Origin of the sequence: Legionella yabuuchiae (assembly GCF_900640115.1) — a bacterium.
Classification (GTDB): domain Bacteria; phylum Pseudomonadota; class Gammaproteobacteria; order Legionellales; family Legionellaceae; genus Legionella_A; species Legionella_A yabuuchiae.
Map to the genome: position 1 here is coordinate 107,059 of NZ_CAAAIW010000005.1, position 16,904 is coordinate 123,962.

Here is a 16,904-nt window from a genome sequence, read left to right on the forward strand (position 1 = left end):
AATTTCTTTCACTTTGTGATGCCATATCATGATATGGCTTAACTTGCTTGAAACGAGCTTGCTACAGGATTGCTACGGACTTTCACTGTTTTTTCTAAGATAAAAGGAGCGTGGTTTATAAAAAAGGAACGCGCTTTAGGGCAAAAAAAAGCCTGCCTATGGTTTCATAAGCAGGCTTTTAGGAAGTGGAAGCGGTGGCTTACATCATGCCGCCCATGCCTCCCATTCCACCCATGCCGCTCATATCAGGAGCAGCCGCTTCTTTCTTAGGCAAGTCAGCAACCATACACTCAGTTGTTAACATTAAGCTAGCCACAGAAGCCGCATTTTGCAGAGCGGTGCGAGTAACTTTAGTTGGATCAAGAATACCCATCTCAACCATATCACCGTATTCACCAGTTGCTGCGTTAAAGCCAAAGTTACCTTTATTTTCAGCCACTTTATTGATGGTAACTGACGCTTCGTATCCGGCATTGGAAACGATTTGGCGAAGTGGGGCTTCGATAGCGCGACGTAGGATATCAATCCCCATGTTTTGATCATGGTTATCGCCTTTTAAGTTTTTCAATGCTTTTTGAGCACGAACTAAGGCAACACCACCACCAGCTACAATGCCTTCTTCAACAGCAGCACGAGTTGCATGCAATGCGTCTTCAACGCGCGCTTTCTTCTCTTTCATTTCAACTTCAGTTGCAGCACCCACTTTAATCACAGCGACACCACCAGCAAGCTTAGCAACGCGCTCTTGTAATTTTTCACGATCATAGTCAGAAGAAGTTTCTTCCATTTGAGCGCGAATTTGAGAAATACGAGCACTGATTTCTTTAGCTTTGCCTTCGCCATCGATAATAGTTGTGCTTTCTTTGGTGACAACCACACGCTTAGCAGAACCAAGATCTTCTAAAGTAGCGCTTTCTAAGCTCTTGCCAATTTCTTCAGAAATCACCTGGCCGCTTGTTAAAATAGCAATGTCTTGCAACATGGCTTTACGACGATCACCAAATCCTGGCGCTTTAACTGCACAGACTTTAACAATACCACGCATGTTGTTAACAACTAATGTCGCTAATGCTTCGCCTTCAACGTCTTCAGCAATAATCAATAAAGGACGTCCGGATTTTGCAACACCTTCCAGCACAGACAACATATCACGAATGTTCGCGATTTTTTTGTCAACCAATAAAATGAACGGACTTTCCAGTTCAGTTGACATATTTTGTTGGTTGTTGACGAAGTATGGAGAAATATACCCGCGATCAAACTGCATACCTTCAACCACAGATAATTCATTTTCAAGGCTGTTGCCATCTTCAACCGTGATAACGCCTTCTTTTCCAACTTTTTCCATCGCTTCAGCAATAATTGAACCTATTGCTTCGTCAGAGTTAGCAGAAATGGTACCCACTTGAGCAATTGCTTTACTGTCTTTGCATGGCTTAGACATTGATTTCAATTCTTTGGTAATTTCTATTACTGCTTTGTCAATACCACGCTTTAGATCCATTGGGTTCATGCCAGCTGCTACCGCTTTGTGGCCTTCAACCAAGATAGAGCGAGCTAATACCGTTGCAGTGGTTGTGCCGTCACCAGCAGCATCCGATGTTTTAGAAGCCACTTCACGGACCATTTGCGCGCCCATATTTTCAAAGCGGTTTTCAAACTCAATTTCTTTCGCTACAGAAACACCATCTTTGGTAACGGTTGGTGCACCGTAAGATTTTTCTAAAACTACGTTACGGCCACGTGGACCCATAGTCACTTGTACAGCGTTTGCTAATGCATTTACACCAGCAAGCATTTGTTGGCGAGCTTCATCACCAAATTTTAAATCTTTAGCCATTGTGTTATCTCCTTAATAAATAAAATTACTTCTCAACAACACCCATGATGTCATCTTCACGCATCACGACTAGTTCTTGACCGTCAATTTTGACTTCGGTGCCAGAATATTTGCCAAATAAAACAACATCGCCAGCTTTGACCGCTAAGGCACGCACATCGCCATTTTCCAGCACTTTACCGGCGCCAATAGCAACGACTTCACCTTGCATTGGTTTTTCTTTCGCGCTATCGGGAATTACAATTCCACCGGCTGTTTTTAGCTCTTCTTCTAGACGTCTAACAACAACACGATCGTGTAATGGACGAATCTTCATACTTGTATCTCCTGGTTGGTTAACACGTTCAGAGTATTCTCTGACATTCCTGCGATGAATAGGGAGTCCATATTCATCGCTGATGACAGGCATATGGGGGCAATAACGTTTCTTTCAAGGGTAGAATGAAAAAAATTTAAAAAATTTTTAAGGTTTAACATCAACTATAGTTTGCGTCTGACCCCTGATCTTGGTTTGTTGCTGGGTTGGTTTTAGATTACAATGGTCAATAAATAGTAAGTTTTTTGGGTTAAGAATGAAGAAGTTTGGGTTATTTACATTATTTCTAATCATGCCTATTTTAGGCTGGGCTGCCCCTCCACCCTCTGCGGAAGTATTTAAGCTAGATGCAACCATTCAAGATCCAAATACGTTGTTGCTGAATTGGCGAATACAGTCTGGTTTTTTTCTTTATAAAGACCGAATTAAAATTAATCCATCTCCGGAAAGCAATTTTACAGTGGGATACATTTCTTATCCACCTGCAAAAGAGCGAAAGGATAAACGGGGGCAGACTTATTCAGTCTATCGTGATCAATTAAAACTCCCTGTTCCAGTACTAGCTAGCGAACCGGGTGAGTCCATACTAGGCATCAAATTTCAAGGCTGTGCGGACGATGGGTTTTGTTATCCTCCTGAAACCGTAACCTTGAAACTCTCGTTTAACTCGGCGCTGGCATTAACGCAAGTATCAAGAGAAACTGCTATTGAAGGTGAGCCTGCCGCTGAAAAGACACGTTCTGAATATGAACAACTGTTTTCTACTGATAATTTAGTCTTGATTATTTTAGGATTTCTCGGGTTTGGCTTATTGCTTTCTTTTACCCCCTGTGTTCTACCCATGGTACCGGTTTTGTCTGGACTAATTGTTGGTCATGGTAAAGATTTAACAACCCGTAAAGCATTTATACTCTCTTTAAGTTATGTATTGAGCATGTCTTTAACCTACGCTGCGGTAGGGGCGGTCGTGGCTTTATTGGGCAATAACCTACAAGTGGCCATGCAATCACCCTGGAGCATTAGTATATTTAGTCTAATTTTTGTTTTACTCGCATTATCCATGTTTAATTTTTATGATTTACGCTTACCTTTATCTTGGCAAAATAAATTAGCAAGCATTACTCGCAGCCATGCAGGCGGGCATTATTTAGGCGCAGCCCTAATGGGATGCTTATCCACCTTAATTCTATCTCCGTGTGTCACAGCGCCTTTAATTGGGGCTTTGGGATATATTGCTCAAACGGGAAATATTGCCCTTGGCAGCATCGCCTTATTTTCTTTAGGGCTTGGAATGGGTTTGCCGCTACTGTTAGTCGGAATTTCTGCGGGCAAATTACTACCTAAAGCTGGACAATGGATGAATGAAGTCAAATCCTTTTTTGGCGTCGTGTTATTGGGCATGGCAATCTATTTAATGAGCCGTATCATTCCGTCAGTGTTCGCCATGGCTTTGTGGGGCAGCTTATTAATTTTTTCTGGTATTTATCTGGGTGCTTTAACCCGTTCCGTGACGAGTTTAGAAAAGTTCAATCAAGCCTTAGGAATCATATGCATTGTATATGGCATTTTAATTCTAGTCGGTGCAAGTCAGGGAAATAATAATCCCCTACAACCCCTAGCCACCACTGCGCTCGATGAACTTAAAAAAGATGTCCCCACCATGAACGTGGTAACTTCTCTAAACCAAGCTCAAAATGCCATTGCTGCAGCTGAAGGCAAGCCAGTATTGCTGGACTTTTATGCCGATTGGTGTACTACTTGCAAAATCTTTGCTGCAACAACGTTAAAGGATCCAAACGTCGTATCTGCATTAGAAAAATTTGTCGTGATAAAGGTCGATATCACTTCCAATAACGCGCAGTCAAAAGCATTGTTAAAGCATTTTAATGTGGTTGCTCCGCCTACCTTTATTTTTTTCAGCGCAACGGGTAACGAAATAACTCAATTACGTGAGGTGGGGGATGTGTCGACCGACGAGTTTACCGCGAAGTTGCATAAGGTTTTAGCTTTGCATCGCTAATCATTTAGACAAACTCCCAATAAATCCGCTATAATCCGCGCATTTTTTAAACACTAGGTTATTATGAACAATCGAGTTGGATTTGTAAGCTTAGGATGCCCGAAAGCGTTGGTCGACTCTGAGCGAATTATTACCCAATTGCGTGCTCAAGGGTATGAGTTGGTTTCCAGTTATCAAGAAGCTGGTGTCGTGGTCATTAATACTTGTGGATTTATAGATTCCGCAGTCAAGGAATCCTTGGATACTGTAAAAGAAGCCATGGCTGAGAACGGTCGTGTCATTGTTACAGGATGCCTTGGGGCAAAAGCGGATCTGATTCGTGAAGCTTGTCCAGATGTTCTTCACATCAGCGGTGCGCATGCGTATGAGTCCGTGATCCAGGCCGTCCATGAGCATTTGCCTCCGCCTAAAGATCCGTTTATGCAATTGATTCCACCGCAGGGCATCAAGCTTACCCCGCGTCATTATGCTTATTTGAAAATTTCAGAAGGTTGTAATCAAAAATGCTCCTTTTGCATCATTCCCACCATGCGAGGAAAACTGCAAAGTTATCCCCTTCAACAAGTGTTAACTGAGGCCAAGAAGTTAAAAGAAGCGGGGGTTAACGAATTATTAGTCATTTCGCAAGATACCAGCGCTTATGGTGTGGACACACGCTTCCAAGAAGTACAATGGCAAAATAAAACGATTCAAACTCGATTTTATGATTTGTGTGAGCAGCTTGGCGAACTTGGACTTTGGGTGCGATTACATTATGTTTACCCTTATCCTCACGTGGATGACATCATTCCTTTAATGCGCGACGGTTCTATTTTGCCTTATCTTGACATCCCTTTGCAGCATGCTAATCAACGAGTTTTGAAAGCCATGAAACGACCGGCTAGTAGTGAAAATACTTTAGCTAGAATCGCTAAATGGCGTGAAATTTGCCCTGATATCACCATTCGCTCAACCTTCATCGTTGGCTTTCCAGGTGAAACCGAAGAGGAGTTTGAAGAACTGCTAGATTTTCTAGAGAAAGCCCAACTGGATAGAGTAGGCTGCTTCCAATATTCTCCAGTCAATGGTGCGAAAGCCAATGATCTCGCCGATCCTGTACCTACCGACATTAAGGAAGAACGATATCATCGCTTTATGCAAATTCAAGCAGAAATTAGCCGTAAAAAGTTACAAGCAAAAATTGGCAGCCAGCAGGTGGTACTTGTCGATTCAATTGACGAGGATTGCATCATTGCACGAAGTTCAAGTGATGCCCCAGAAATCGATGGTCTGGTTTATTTGCCCATGAATCCAAAGATTAAATCCGGTACTTTCGTTCAAACCATGATTACAGATAGTGACGATTACGATTTGTATGGGAATTATGTAGAATAACGCAATGCTGCCAACAAGTCCAAGAGCATGGTCTATACTAAAATTATGTTTCGTTGTTAAAGACATAGGTGAAGTCGCCTTAAGAGAAGCAACGGTGAGAAAGATTTGTGTATGTAGTTAATCCACCGGCTTATAAATGGGTATTATGCGTTTCAAGAAACCATCACATCTAAGTTCGAGAGGTAGGTCAGCGGACGTAATGAAATGGACCCGTTCTCCCAATCGGCTTCGAAATGAGCCATGAATAAGTTGATATCCACAGATATCTTAATCGAAAGGAGACGAGGCCATTTCATTACGCCGGCTACTATTTATCTCTTTACACATGGTAGTACTGTTTGCTGAGCTCTGAAACAAACCGTTGTTCTTTTTCAATGTTTAAACGTTTTGACTGTAATAAAGATTGATGCAAGGCTTTATGAAAGCGTCTAAAAGCATGATTTAAGCGGTTAAATTCCTCATCGTTTATAACGCCCTCTTCATGCAAGCTTTTTAGTTGCTGCAAGGCGTTGGTTTTCCTAGCCATCGTTTTGTTTGGATAGGCAAGCACTAAATATTGAATTAAGAACTCTAAATCAATTAATCCCCCTTGAGTGTGCTTCAAAGCATCATTTTCAGTATGAGCACTAATTTTTTCTCGCATTTTTTGGATTTCACAAGACAGTTGATGCTTATCCCGCTCAGAGATTAAGATTTCTTCTTTTAATTGATAAAACTGATTTTTAATGATTTTATTGCAAAAAATTATTCTGGCTCTTACCAATGCTTGATGTTCCCAAGTCCACGCTTGGTTTTTTTGATATTCTAAAAAGGCATCAATATTACTGACCAAAAGCCCTGCTGAGCCAGATGGGCGAAGTCGAGTGTCGACTTGGAACAAAACCCCGCCCTGGGAAGGCAGTGTCAGTCCATGAATTATTTTTTGCGTCAGCCGATTTACTACAGCCTCTTCAGATGGCTTAGCCGCGTGTAAAAATACTAAATCCACATCTGAGTTATAATTCATCTCTCGCGCCCCAAGCTTGCCATATGCGACGATAGCAAAGTGGCTAAGAACCTGCTTTATGGCTGGAAAACGCAACGATAATTGTTCGCAGGCCAAAGAAACGACTTCGTTAATGACGACTTCGGCTACATCCGCCAAAAATCTCGCGGTTTGTATTGCATTGCATTGACCATAAAGTTCAGCTCGAGCCGCCAATAACCAACACGTAAGTTTGAATTGCCTCAAGGTTTCAATTTGCGATTCTTCATCGCTGCAATGAATGAGTTTAGCTTGTAACTGCTGTTGTAACTTCGATTTGTTAAGCGGTTTCCAGCGTTGATCTTGATCAATGAGAACTTCCAATAAGAATGGCTGATTAACCAACAAAGAAGTGATATAAGGACTATGTTGAAACCAATGCAATAATTCCTGTAACACCGAAGGATTTTCAATTAATAAAGCCAAATACGCACTACGTCCAACAATACGCTCAAGCAAATGAATGACCTGCAGTAAAACTTCATCAGTACGATTTACGTGGGTTAATTCATTCATTAATAGAATCATAAAACGATCCAGTCGTAATCTAGAAATCTGCGATAGTCGTCGGCAACGAGGGCCATGACGAAAGGCGCTCAACATCTGATAACAACGTTCAGGCTCCTGATATCCTAAACTGGCTAATAAATTAATGGCCAAACCCGACTCCACATGGCCATGCCATAAGCTGGTTAACTGATTCGCCAGTAAACGCTTTTCATCTTCATAAATGTTCGCTTTCGCCAATACTTTTGAAAAAGAATGATTTATTATCCTTCGATATTGCTCAATCAGTTTAAACGCGTCTTCCCAGCGTTCGAATCCCAAAGCTAAGGCAATTTGCATGCAGGATGTTTTATCCGAAGGTAGATGATGCGTTTGTTGATCAGCTTTTGCTTGAAGGGCATTTTCTAATCGACGCAAAAACCAATACGCTTGCTCTAAGGACTTAGTATGGGAAACAAGCCCTTCCTGTCTTAAGACCTGTAAGGCACTCACCGTATTTTGTTCTTGTAGTTGTGGCAATCGTCCTCCTCGGATAAGTTGGAATGACTGAATAATAAATTCAACTTCTCGGATTCCTCCCCGTCCTCGCTTAATATCATCTAACATCGGATTTAATTGCACTTCTCGCTCAATCATCGCTTTCATACTTCTCAGTGATTCAATGACACTAAAATCAACATAACGGCGATACACAAAGGGTTTTATCAATCGCTCGAACCATCGACGGTTACCGTGATCATCAAACTCTAACAACCTTGCCTTCACCATGGCATACCGTTCCCAATCTCTACCCTGTTCCTGGTAATAGGTTTCCATAGCCGCCACTGAACTAACCAATGGCCCGCTATCGCCATAGGGTCTTAAACGCAAATCAACGCGAAATACAAACCCATCTGGGGTCATCGTCTGAAATAACTGCATAAAGAGTCGGATTAAACGGGTAAAATATTCCTGGTTGGTAATTTCCTGAACACCATTGGTCTTTCCCGCACTAGAGTATGCAAAGATCAGATCGATGTCGGACGAAAAATTTAACTCCCTTCCACCTAGTTTTCCCATCGTTAATGCAAACAATCCCACAGGACTGCCACTTTTATCACAGGGACTTCCGTATTGAGCCTTCAAAATTTTATGACAAAATTTGACAGCATGACCAATCATTGCTTCCGCAAAATATGACCAATCCATGGTGGTAACTTTTGTGCTAGCAAAGCCCGCCAGTTCTCTTAAATAAAGCCGCAATAAATGTCGATGACGAACATACCGTAACGCTTTGGTAAATTGATGTTCTGGCAAATCCAGTGATAGTTCTGAAACTAAATCTTGATAATCCGTTTGAGTTAGGCGCTCAATACAATTGTCTTCAACGAGCAATTGCTTTAAATGTTCTTGTTGTTTGACCGCGTAATCACTAATTAAAAGCAATGTTTGAACGGGAAGTTGGTGTGAAATAGAGGCAAAATGGCGTGCATACAGCGACTCTCTTAATTCGACTAAATCAGGCAAAACGTATTCTCCCTATCCCCCATTAAATATCGCATCTATACCCGTAATCTTTCAAAATGCGTGATTTATGCTTTTTCTTTTTCGCCCTGCCGCATTTTAAAAAACTCGCAAGGGAATGAGCCATTACTCGCTTTTTAAAATGCGGCAGGACAAAAAATAAAGGCGCCTAAAAACACGCATTTTGAAAGATTACGGGTATATACTAAACATATATATCAAGGATTCAAGCGGAATAAGATCACATAATTAGATTAATTTCAGCGGTAATTCTTGCAGGTAAGCGTTGAATAGTGACGACAAGGAGAGGATGATTTTTACACCACTCACTGATGAGTGAGCCGCGGGCAGGGACTTTCCGGAGACACTTCTAATGAAGTGTACAAACACATCATAGGCCAAAAACAAAAACCTTTGAATATCATTGAATTCAATTATATAACATCCAACTAAAATTCTTCAAAATATAAATCATATGTTTTTTTAAAAGAACCATCCCTTTGCCAGGCAGTAATAGAGTTGTTAATTGCAGATAAATATTGCCCAGATTTGTCACCAATAGCAATACTAACGACTTCATTGTCCAAAATTTGAAATGGCTCGTCTACCGATTTAATATGATCAGAAGCATTATCAGCCCACCAAACAGAAAAACCATTATCGGCCACTGCAATATCAGCATTGTCATTCACTAAACTTAAAACAAGATCAGCATCTGTATTAACCCTGATTATGACAGTGTTTTTGAGTTTAATTTTTTGTAAAAAAATATCATGGATAGAATCTTTTATAACAGCGATTCGCTTTCCCAATAAGAAGTCAACGGGTATTCCTTTGTGTTTGATATTACTCGTATCAAGCTCCTTACGCGCTAATATACGATTAGTACTTGCCAGATAAGGAAGACTAAATTGGACTAATTTTCTTCTATCAGGTGTGGGAATTATCATGCCAATAGCTATATCTATGCTTCCGTCCTGAACGGAAGGTATGAGTTCATCAAATTGTTTACTCACATAAGAGCATTCTGCCTTAAGATCACGACAGATCCGATTCATTAAATCAATTTCAAAACCCGTGTAGGTATTCTGGCTAGTTTTTATCGTATAAGGAGGAAAAAAAGGCGTGACACCGATGGTAAATTTCAAAGCGAATGTTAATTGGCTTATCATCATCAACAAGCCAAACACAATAAATTGACGTATTTTTGACATAACCAACATTTCACCATTTATAGTATCTCTTCTCATTGTAGTACAAAATGGAGCGAATTCCGATTTCACGTTGTTTTGCCAACAATTTTAAAATTCATATAGCCAAAAGATCGCATCAAATTGAGAATAAGAAGAAGTAGGACAGAACAATGGTGCGCGGAACCGGAGTGTACAAGCAGTACATGAGGATCCGAACACCAGTGTTCAGTCCAGTTTTGCCGAATTAGTAGAGTTTCCGAAGAGGCCTAATGAATGGTTTGTCCCTGAGTAATGCACTGGCTAATCACTTGGCGAGTTACATAATCACCTTGATGAGCGCCATATACCGATTGGAAGTGTTGCGCAATTGCAACCACCCAGTTCGCCAGGCGGAAATTCATGCGTTTCTCAGCTTGATTGACAACCAATTCAAATAATCCTAATGTGTTGCTTTCTTGATCTTTAGCGTATTCTTCCATGATTAATTGGGCGATATGCAGGTCTTTAGTTTTGGTTGGCCAATTATTAGTCATTTTTACCCCTTACATCAAATGCATCGTTAGAGTTTTTCCCTCGATAGTTAGAATATTGGTATTATTTTTTAAATTTCAAGCCAATACAGTAATATTATCACTCCATTATAGCAATTATTTTTCATATTGACTTTATTGCAAACAAAAAATCCACTACTTGCTAGTGTTTTATTTCGTATTAACAGACACAAAGCCCTGGGACTCGTGCCAAAGTGTTATAAATAATACCATGGTAATCGGCCCAACAAATAAACCAAGCAGTCCGAGGGTTTCCAACCCACCTAAAATTCCAAATAATACGGCTAAAAAAGGCAGTCTTATTGCTCCGCCGATGAGTGCGGGTTTTATAAAATGGTCAGCAACAAACATCACTATTGTGCCCCACACAATCACTATGATAGCAGCGATCACGCCTCCTTTTGCAAATAAAATTAAGGCAACAATAGCAAATACGATGGGGACAACAAATGGAATCATAGCAGCAAAAGCGGTAATAAATCCTGCTAATGTGGGGCCAGGTAATCCTACCAAGCCATAACAAATACCCATAAGAATGCCTACGCCTATTCCGACTACGATTGTACCATTGACCGTCGCTCTTAACGCTGATGGGAGCCTATCCGCGTAACGAAACCAACGGCTACCAAGACAATTCTCACCAATGCGATTAATTTGATTAAATAAACTATGGCCATCCCGATAAAAGAAAAACAGTGAAAGCACCGTAAAACCAACCTGAAAACCGCGATTCGCCAGATTTACCCCGACTTGTTTAATATAATAACTTGCCGGGGTCAATGACATATGTAAATTCGTCAAAACATTTTTTACATTTCCAGGATTCCCCACATGTTCATTCCAGTATGCAATTACTTCGTTGCTGAAAAAGGGAAAATCACGAATAAACTCTGGCGCTTGCCCACCTTCTCGATTAATTTTTTGTATGTAATTAATAAATAATTGGATTTCTTTGACCAGCAGCGTAATTAACCAACTAATCGGAATAAGCAACAATAAGGCCAATAACAGTGTGAACGTGAACGCCGCTACATTGCGACGGCCACCTAATAATCTTGACCAGCGCTGATAAAGAGGAAACGTTGCAATCACAATGATTGCAGCCCAACTCAATGATGGTATAAAGCGATGTATTGTAAATAATGCTAAAGCAACTATGCCGATGGTTAAGCCAATACTAATTAACTCTTTATGATTCTCGTTCACAAAAATCCCCAGGCTAATACTTGCAATAGAATCCAAGCCATCAAAGCTGCAATCACATCATCCAACATAATCCCAAGACCGCCCTTCACTTTCTTATCAATGAACCGAATTGGTTGTGGCTTCCAGATATCAAATAAGCGAAACAACGCAAAACCGACAATTATCCATAAAAATCCAGGCGGAGCTAAGAACATGGTGATCAAATAACCAACGACCTCATCCCAAACAATCCCAGAATAATCATGAACGCCCAAATCGCTCGAAACCTTCTCGGAAGCATAGACTCCCAGCACAAAAGCGAAGCAGGTAAAGAGTACGTATACGGGCCAAGGCGTGCCTGAAAACATCAGATAAATAGGCACCGCGGCAAGCGTTCCCCAAGTTCCAGGAGCAGCTTTGATAAGACCGCTACCAAAACCAAAAGCAATGAAATAGAGTGGATCCCGCCATACTTTTTCTGATAGTTTTATTGTTTTCACTATTGTTTCGCTTACTGTTTATCTACATTGATTCCGTGATTGCGTTAGGCAAAGATCATTTTCCCAAGCCTTGGAATTGCAACAACCGCATCGGCTTCGCAAAAACGAGTGAATGGTTAAAAATGCTTATACCCTTTTATAGATATAGGTTTAATGATCCCACTCACCTCAGCTCGCAATCCCAATTGAGACTCAATTCTACCAATCGGGTGCGCGTTTAGCCCCTCCTGCAAAAGCATTTGTAGCATATCATGCTCATTCTGAGGAGAAACGGTATAACATAACTCATAATCATCCCCTCCCTGAAGCGCAAATTCAATCCCCTGATTCCCTTGGTACTGCAATACCAGTGGATGCACTGGGATATTACCTAGATTAAGACATGCCCCGACTTGGCTTGATTCGCAAATATGGTTTAAATCTGCACTCAGTCCATCGGAAATATCAATGGCAGCGGAGGCAAATCGCTTCAGGACCTTTCCCATATCCACCCGCGGAGTTGGACGGAGGAGTTTGTCCATTAGTGTCGAACGATTCTGAGGGTCAACATTTTTTTTACTGATAAACTCAACAGCTTGCGCTGCCGCGCCAAGCAATCCAGTCACGTAAATCTTATCACCCGGCTTAGCGCCACTTCTTCTAATGGCTTGCCCTGCGGTCACTAAACCATGGAGCGTAATGGTGATACTGAGTGGGCCTTTTGTGGTATCTCCGCCAATCAGCGCGATATTATAACGCTGTAACGCTTTCTTTAACCCCTTGGAAAATTGCTTCAACCAACCTTGATCAGAATCAGGCAAAGTTAAAGAAAGGGATAACCAAGCCGGTTCAGCACCCATTGCAGCGATATCGCTAACATTTACCATCACCGCTTTATAAGCAATATCAAACGCATCCCACGTTGAAAGGAAATGACAATCTGAGACTAAGGTGTCCGTGGTGATGACTAATTCCATACCCTCGGGAATAGCCACACAGGCTGCATCATCACCGATCCCAAATACAACATCATTACGTTTAATAGAGATAGTTTTAAAAAAACGATCAATCAGTTCAAACTCATTCATCGTCGTGTTCAATTTCTTTTGCTCGAACGTCTCTAGCAAGATTATTTAAGACCCCATTCACATATCGATGCCCATCCTGAGAACCAAAGGCTTTCGTCAAAGTCACGGCCTCATCCAAGACAACACGATAGGGGATTTCAGGACAAAACATCAGCTCAAAGCCACTTAATCGTAGAACCGTTAATTCGATTGGATTTAAGCCGTCTATTGGTCGGTCTAGATAAGGAGATAACGCTTGTTCAATTTCGGTTAAATGATCGACCACCCCATGTAATAAGCGGTGTAAGTAGTTAGAATCCACCTTTGTCATATCATTGCCGGCATGAAATTGGGCTTCAATTTCATAGAGCTCGCTGTTCGTCATAAGCCATTGGTATAAAGCTTGTAAAGCGAGTTTTCTTGCACGTCGTTTACCTTTAATTATTTGAGTATTCACGTTAACCTCATGAGGATATGTCGTTGTAACTATTTAATACAGTTCACCGAAAATCCATATTTGGTATCTGCCTAAGTTGGTTTCTGCTTAAGAAATTTTATGTATGTTTGTTCATTTGATCAATCGTTTGTCGAAATTCACTAACATCTTTAAAGCGCTTATACACTGAAGCAAATCTTACATAAGCAACATGATCTAAACGATATAATTGCTCCATTACCCACTCGCCAACTTGTCTCGACTCAACTTCTCGCTCGCCATTGTGTCTAATTTTTTGCAATATTGTGGCAAGAGCGTCTTCAAGATCATCCACGCTTACAGGTCTTTTTTCTAATGCACGCAGCATGCCAGCGCGCAAATTATCAATATTAAACGCTTCTCTGCGACCATCCCTTTTGATGATTGCAGGCATGACTAACTCTGCCGTTTCAAAGGTTGTAAAACGCTCGTTGCATTGCAAACACTGCCTTCTTCTACGAACTTGCGCGCCTTCAGCAATTAACCTGGAGTCAACCACTTTAGTTTCTTCTGCATGACAAAAAGGGCAATACATATATTAATCACTATAAACTGGAAAATCATTGCACAACTGCAACGCCTGATGTTTCACCATTGCAATCCTGGCTTCATCGGTCACATCCTCCAAAATATCAGCGATCCAACCCGTTAACAGCCTAATTTCAGATTCTTTAAATCCACGGGTTGTTACGGCGGGGGTGCCTAAGCGTAAGCCGCTAGTTACAAAAGGAGATCGAGGGTCATTAGGTACGGAATTCTTATTCACAGTAATATTTGCTCTTCCTAAGGCTTCATCGGCGTCTTTACCAGTAATATTTTTCTCAATTAGATCTAGAAGGACTAAATGATTTTCTGTACCTCCAGAGACTATTTTATGGCCGCGATCAATTAGGCAAGAGGCCATGGTTTTTGCATTTTTAACCACTTGATCTTGATAGCTTTTGAATTCAGGCTGTAGCGCTTCTGAAAAAGCCACGGCCTTTGCCGCAATGACATGCATTAATGGGCCGCCTTGTGTGCCGGGAAATACGGCAGAATTTAGTTTTTTTTCTAACTCTGCATTAGATTTAGCTAAAATCATCCCGCCTCGAGGCCCTCTGAGGGTTTTGTGGGTTGTCGTCGTTACGACATCGGCGTAGGCAATGGGTGAGGGATATAACCCTGCGGCGATTAATCCTGCTACATGCGCCATATCCACCATGAGCCAAGCATTTACTGCATCTGCAATATCCCGAAATTTAGACCAATCAATACGTTGAGAATAAGCAGAAAAACCGGCAATAATGAGTTTTGGCTTATGCTCTAAAGCTAACGCTTCAACAGCATCATAATCAATAAGACCTGTTTCAGGGTTGAGTCCATATTGGTAAGCCTCATATAACTTACCCGAAAAATTAACCTGAGAACCATGAGTTAAATGGCCTCCATGAGGCAAAGCCATGCCAAGCACCTTATCGCCTGGCGCAAGCATTGCCATCATCGCCGCAGCGTTGGCTTGTGATCCAGAATGAGGTTGAACATTCGCATAGTCTGCACCAAAGAGCTCTTTGGCTCGATCGATAGCCAGGCGCTCAACTTCATCTGCGTATTCGCAGCCACCATAATATCGCTTTCCAGGATAGCCTTCGGCATATTTGTTAGTCAGTTTAGAACCTTGGGCTTCCATTACCCTAGGACTTGCATAATTTTCGGATGCAATTAATTCAATGTGATCTTCTTGGCGTTGACTTTCTGCTGCGAGCGCTTTGAGCAAATCTTTGTCAAACCCAGAAATAGTATAACTGCTATCATACATAGTAAATCCTTATGAATAGGTAACCAAACCAGCACGCTATTTGTTATTAAGACCTGTTCAAAAATCGCCAAGGCGCATCACTGCTACTTAACGACTAAGTCATTACGAACAGATTTAACGTCTTCTACACTAGCCGCAATCACTCCTGCTCGTTTTTTCACCATATCGCTGCTCACAAACCCACTTAACTGAACTTCATCTTTAAACGTTGTAACATTGATCTTGAATGCTCTTGGGCCAAGGGTGTCAATAAGCTTTGCTTTTACCTTTGCAGTTACGGCTGTGCTATCAAGATACTCTCCCGTACTTTCACTAACTTGTGTTGCAGAACAGGCTATTAGTCCTGCGCACATCAACCCCAAAAACCCAAGTTTTATTGCGTTGATCATTATTTCTCCCTGAATCACTAAGCTAATCAAGATTATCACATTACGGTAATGATTTGAATGAAGATTTATACCCGTGATCGTTCAAAATGCGTGATTTATGCTTTTCCTGCTTCGTACCGGACAAAAAACCACTGAACTAATACGTGCCCGTGCCCTTGCCCTGTTTTTTAATGGGCAGAGCTCACCATTTTAATGAGCATAGATACAATTCAGAATAACAGATCTCTGGCATCACTAAGCTTTTTTGTTTCGATCAGAGCTAATTTCAGACCGATATCCAATATTGCAGCACATTCAGTTGCAGATCGCTTAGCCATATGAAAAAAGCGATGTTTTTCATGCCTAGCATACTCACCTGCGCCTTCTGCAATGTTCAGCGCTATTGATGAGGTGGCTCGTTGTAATTGATCCTCAAGATAAGCTCGACTGCGGGGCAACTCTCCTAAGATTTCATCGCTAAGCATGACGAATGCTATGGCTTCCTGATAAACGTCTAAGCTTCATGGTCAAAACGTCTATTTTCCATGTTTTATCCATACATAGGTTGGTGTTTTTTCCATTATTCCATGATGACTGTTGTCTGCTTCAAGATAAAAAAATCTCTAACAGTCCTGCCAATATGACTTCTCTGTACATGACAAAAAAAACCGGTCATGTACAGAGGGCAACCTGGATGAATATCCGTAGGGTCGATAAGGAGACAGAGCGCGAATATCATCCAGGCCCGAGTAAATTAAAACAGTTCTCACTCATTGAATGGCCGGATATACGTATGCATATACTTCTCTTTTCACTCAATGATTACTTGCGAAAACGGATGAGTCCATATACGTTGCCTACTTGATTTGAACTTTGGACTGATTACTTTGAACCTGCTTACTAAAGTATGGAATGATCTCGATGGTAGACCCAACGCTTGGATAACCTGAATAAAGATGATAGCCACCGAATGATTGAATACTTACATACATATCGTAATGACAATAGCCATAGTAAAATAAAGAGATATAATGAGGAGGGTCACTTGGTAAAACATTGAACCTTAGACCTTCGCCATCATCGAATATAGCCATTACACTTCAAAATCCGAAATTAGGTTCACTGACAATTTGAAATTTATCAGTGAGCCTAGCTCTCAATAATTTCTTTTTACGCCCAATTTGTTTGAAGAAAGTAGTTATGGCTT

The 16,904-nt window shown here is 41.2% G+C and carries 16 protein-coding genes; 3 read left to right on the top strand and 13 right to left on the bottom strand.

Features of this window, described 5'->3' with window-relative positions:
• Positions 1-199 precede the first annotated feature (199 nt).
• Entirely contained in the window at positions 200-1,840 is a 1,641-nt protein-coding gene (groL, locus tag E1O47_RS03165) for a chaperonin GroEL (RefSeq protein WP_133129814.1), read from the bottom strand.
• Between the two features lie 25 nt (positions 1,841-1,865).
• Entirely contained in the window at positions 1,866-2,156 is a 291-nt protein-coding gene (gene groES, locus E1O47_RS03170; RefSeq protein WP_133129815.1) for a co-chaperone GroES, read from the bottom strand.
• 256 nt (positions 2,157-2,412) lie between these two features.
• Here groES and dsbD point away from each other — a divergent pair, with 256 nt between their 5' ends.
• Together dsbD and rimO are read left to right on the top strand one after the other, a co-directional pair.
• Positions 2,413-4,176, top strand: coding sequence for a protein-disulfide reductase DsbD (gene dsbD / locus E1O47_RS03175; RefSeq protein ID WP_133129816.1), 1,764 nt, complete (start codon positions 2,413-2,415; stop codon positions 4,174-4,176).
• Positions 4,177-4,239: 63 nt separating this feature from the next.
• Complete coding sequence (gene rimO, locus E1O47_RS03180) at positions 4,240-5,550, top strand: 30S ribosomal protein S12 methylthiotransferase RimO (protein ID WP_133129817.1); 1,311 nt, start codon at positions 4,240-4,242, stop codon at positions 5,548-5,550.
• A gap of 319 nt (positions 5,551-5,869) precedes the next feature.
• Here rimO and glnE read toward each other — a convergent pair whose 3' ends face one another.
• The 11 genes from glnE to E1O47_RS03235 all read right to left on the bottom strand — a co-directional run bounded on the left by glnE (position 5,870) and on the right by E1O47_RS03235 (position 16,182).
• Positions 5,870-8,587 carry a bifunctional [glutamate--ammonia ligase]-adenylyl-L-tyrosine phosphorylase/[glutamate--ammonia-ligase] adenylyltransferase gene (glnE, locus tag E1O47_RS03185; RefSeq protein WP_133129818.1) on the bottom strand — a complete coding sequence of 906 codons (2,718 nt, stop codon included), beginning with the start codon at positions 8,585-8,587 and terminating at the stop codon, positions 5,870-5,872.
• A gap of 446 nt (positions 8,588-9,033) precedes the next feature.
• Positions 9,034-9,834 carry a substrate-binding periplasmic protein gene (locus E1O47_RS03190; RefSeq protein ID WP_133129819.1) on the bottom strand — a complete coding sequence of 267 codons (801 nt, stop codon included), beginning with the start codon at positions 9,832-9,834 and terminating at the stop codon, positions 9,034-9,036.
• Between the two features lie 209 nt (positions 9,835-10,043).
• On the bottom strand, positions 10,044-10,310 hold the full coding sequence (locus E1O47_RS03195; RefSeq protein ID WP_133129820.1) for a hypothetical protein: 267 nt from the start codon (positions 10,308-10,310) through the stop codon (positions 10,044-10,046).
• 168 nt (positions 10,311-10,478) lie between these two features.
• On the bottom strand, positions 10,479-11,534 hold the full coding sequence (locus E1O47_RS03200; RefSeq protein WP_133129821.1) for an AI-2E family transporter: 1,056 nt from the start codon (positions 11,532-11,534) through the stop codon (positions 10,479-10,481).
• Positions 11,531-12,013 carry a phosphatidylglycerophosphatase A family protein gene (locus E1O47_RS03205; RefSeq protein WP_133129822.1) on the bottom strand — a complete coding sequence of 161 codons (483 nt, stop codon included), beginning with the start codon at positions 12,011-12,013 and terminating at the stop codon, positions 11,531-11,533. Before E1O47_RS03205 ends, E1O47_RS03200 begins: the two co-directional genes overlap by 4 nt.
• 116 nt (positions 12,014-12,129) lie before the next feature.
• Positions 12,130-13,080 carry a thiamine-phosphate kinase gene (gene thiL / locus E1O47_RS03210; protein WP_133129823.1) on the bottom strand — a complete coding sequence of 317 codons (951 nt, stop codon included), beginning with the start codon at positions 13,078-13,080 and terminating at the stop codon, positions 12,130-12,132.
• A complete protein-coding gene (nusB, locus tag E1O47_RS03215; RefSeq protein ID WP_133129824.1) occupies positions 13,073-13,516 on the bottom strand; it encodes a transcription antitermination factor NusB in 444 nt (147 codons plus the stop codon). The genes thiL and nusB overlap by 8 nt, the downstream gene beginning before the upstream one ends.
• Positions 13,517-13,613: 97 nt before the next feature.
• Positions 13,614-14,069 (bottom strand): transcriptional regulator NrdR, encoded by a 456-nt coding sequence (nrdR, locus tag E1O47_RS03220; protein ID WP_133129825.1) that lies wholly within the window; start codon positions 14,067-14,069, stop codon positions 13,614-13,616.
• Positions 14,070-14,072: 3 nt separating this feature from the next.
• Entirely contained in the window at positions 14,073-15,329 is a 1,257-nt protein-coding gene (glyA, locus tag E1O47_RS03225; RefSeq protein ID WP_133129826.1) for a serine hydroxymethyltransferase, read from the bottom strand.
• Positions 15,330-15,412: 83 nt separating this feature from the next.
• Entirely contained in the window at positions 15,413-15,718 is a 306-nt protein-coding gene (locus E1O47_RS03230) for a BON domain-containing protein (protein WP_133129827.1), read from the bottom strand.
• 209 nt (positions 15,719-15,927) lie between these two features.
• The gene (locus tag E1O47_RS03235; RefSeq protein WP_242601982.1) at positions 15,928-16,182 is read right to left on the bottom strand and encodes a four helix bundle protein; all 255 of its coding nucleotides are present in this window, start codon (positions 16,180-16,182) and stop codon (positions 15,928-15,930) included.
• Between the two features lie 5 nt (positions 16,183-16,187).
• On the opposite strand from E1O47_RS03235, the gene E1O47_RS03240 reads away from it, so the two are divergent.
• Positions 16,188-16,562 (top strand): hypothetical protein, encoded by a 375-nt coding sequence (locus E1O47_RS03240; RefSeq protein ID WP_133129828.1) that lies wholly within the window; start codon positions 16,188-16,190, stop codon positions 16,560-16,562.
• The last annotated feature ends 342 nt before the right edge of the window (positions 16,563-16,904 follow it).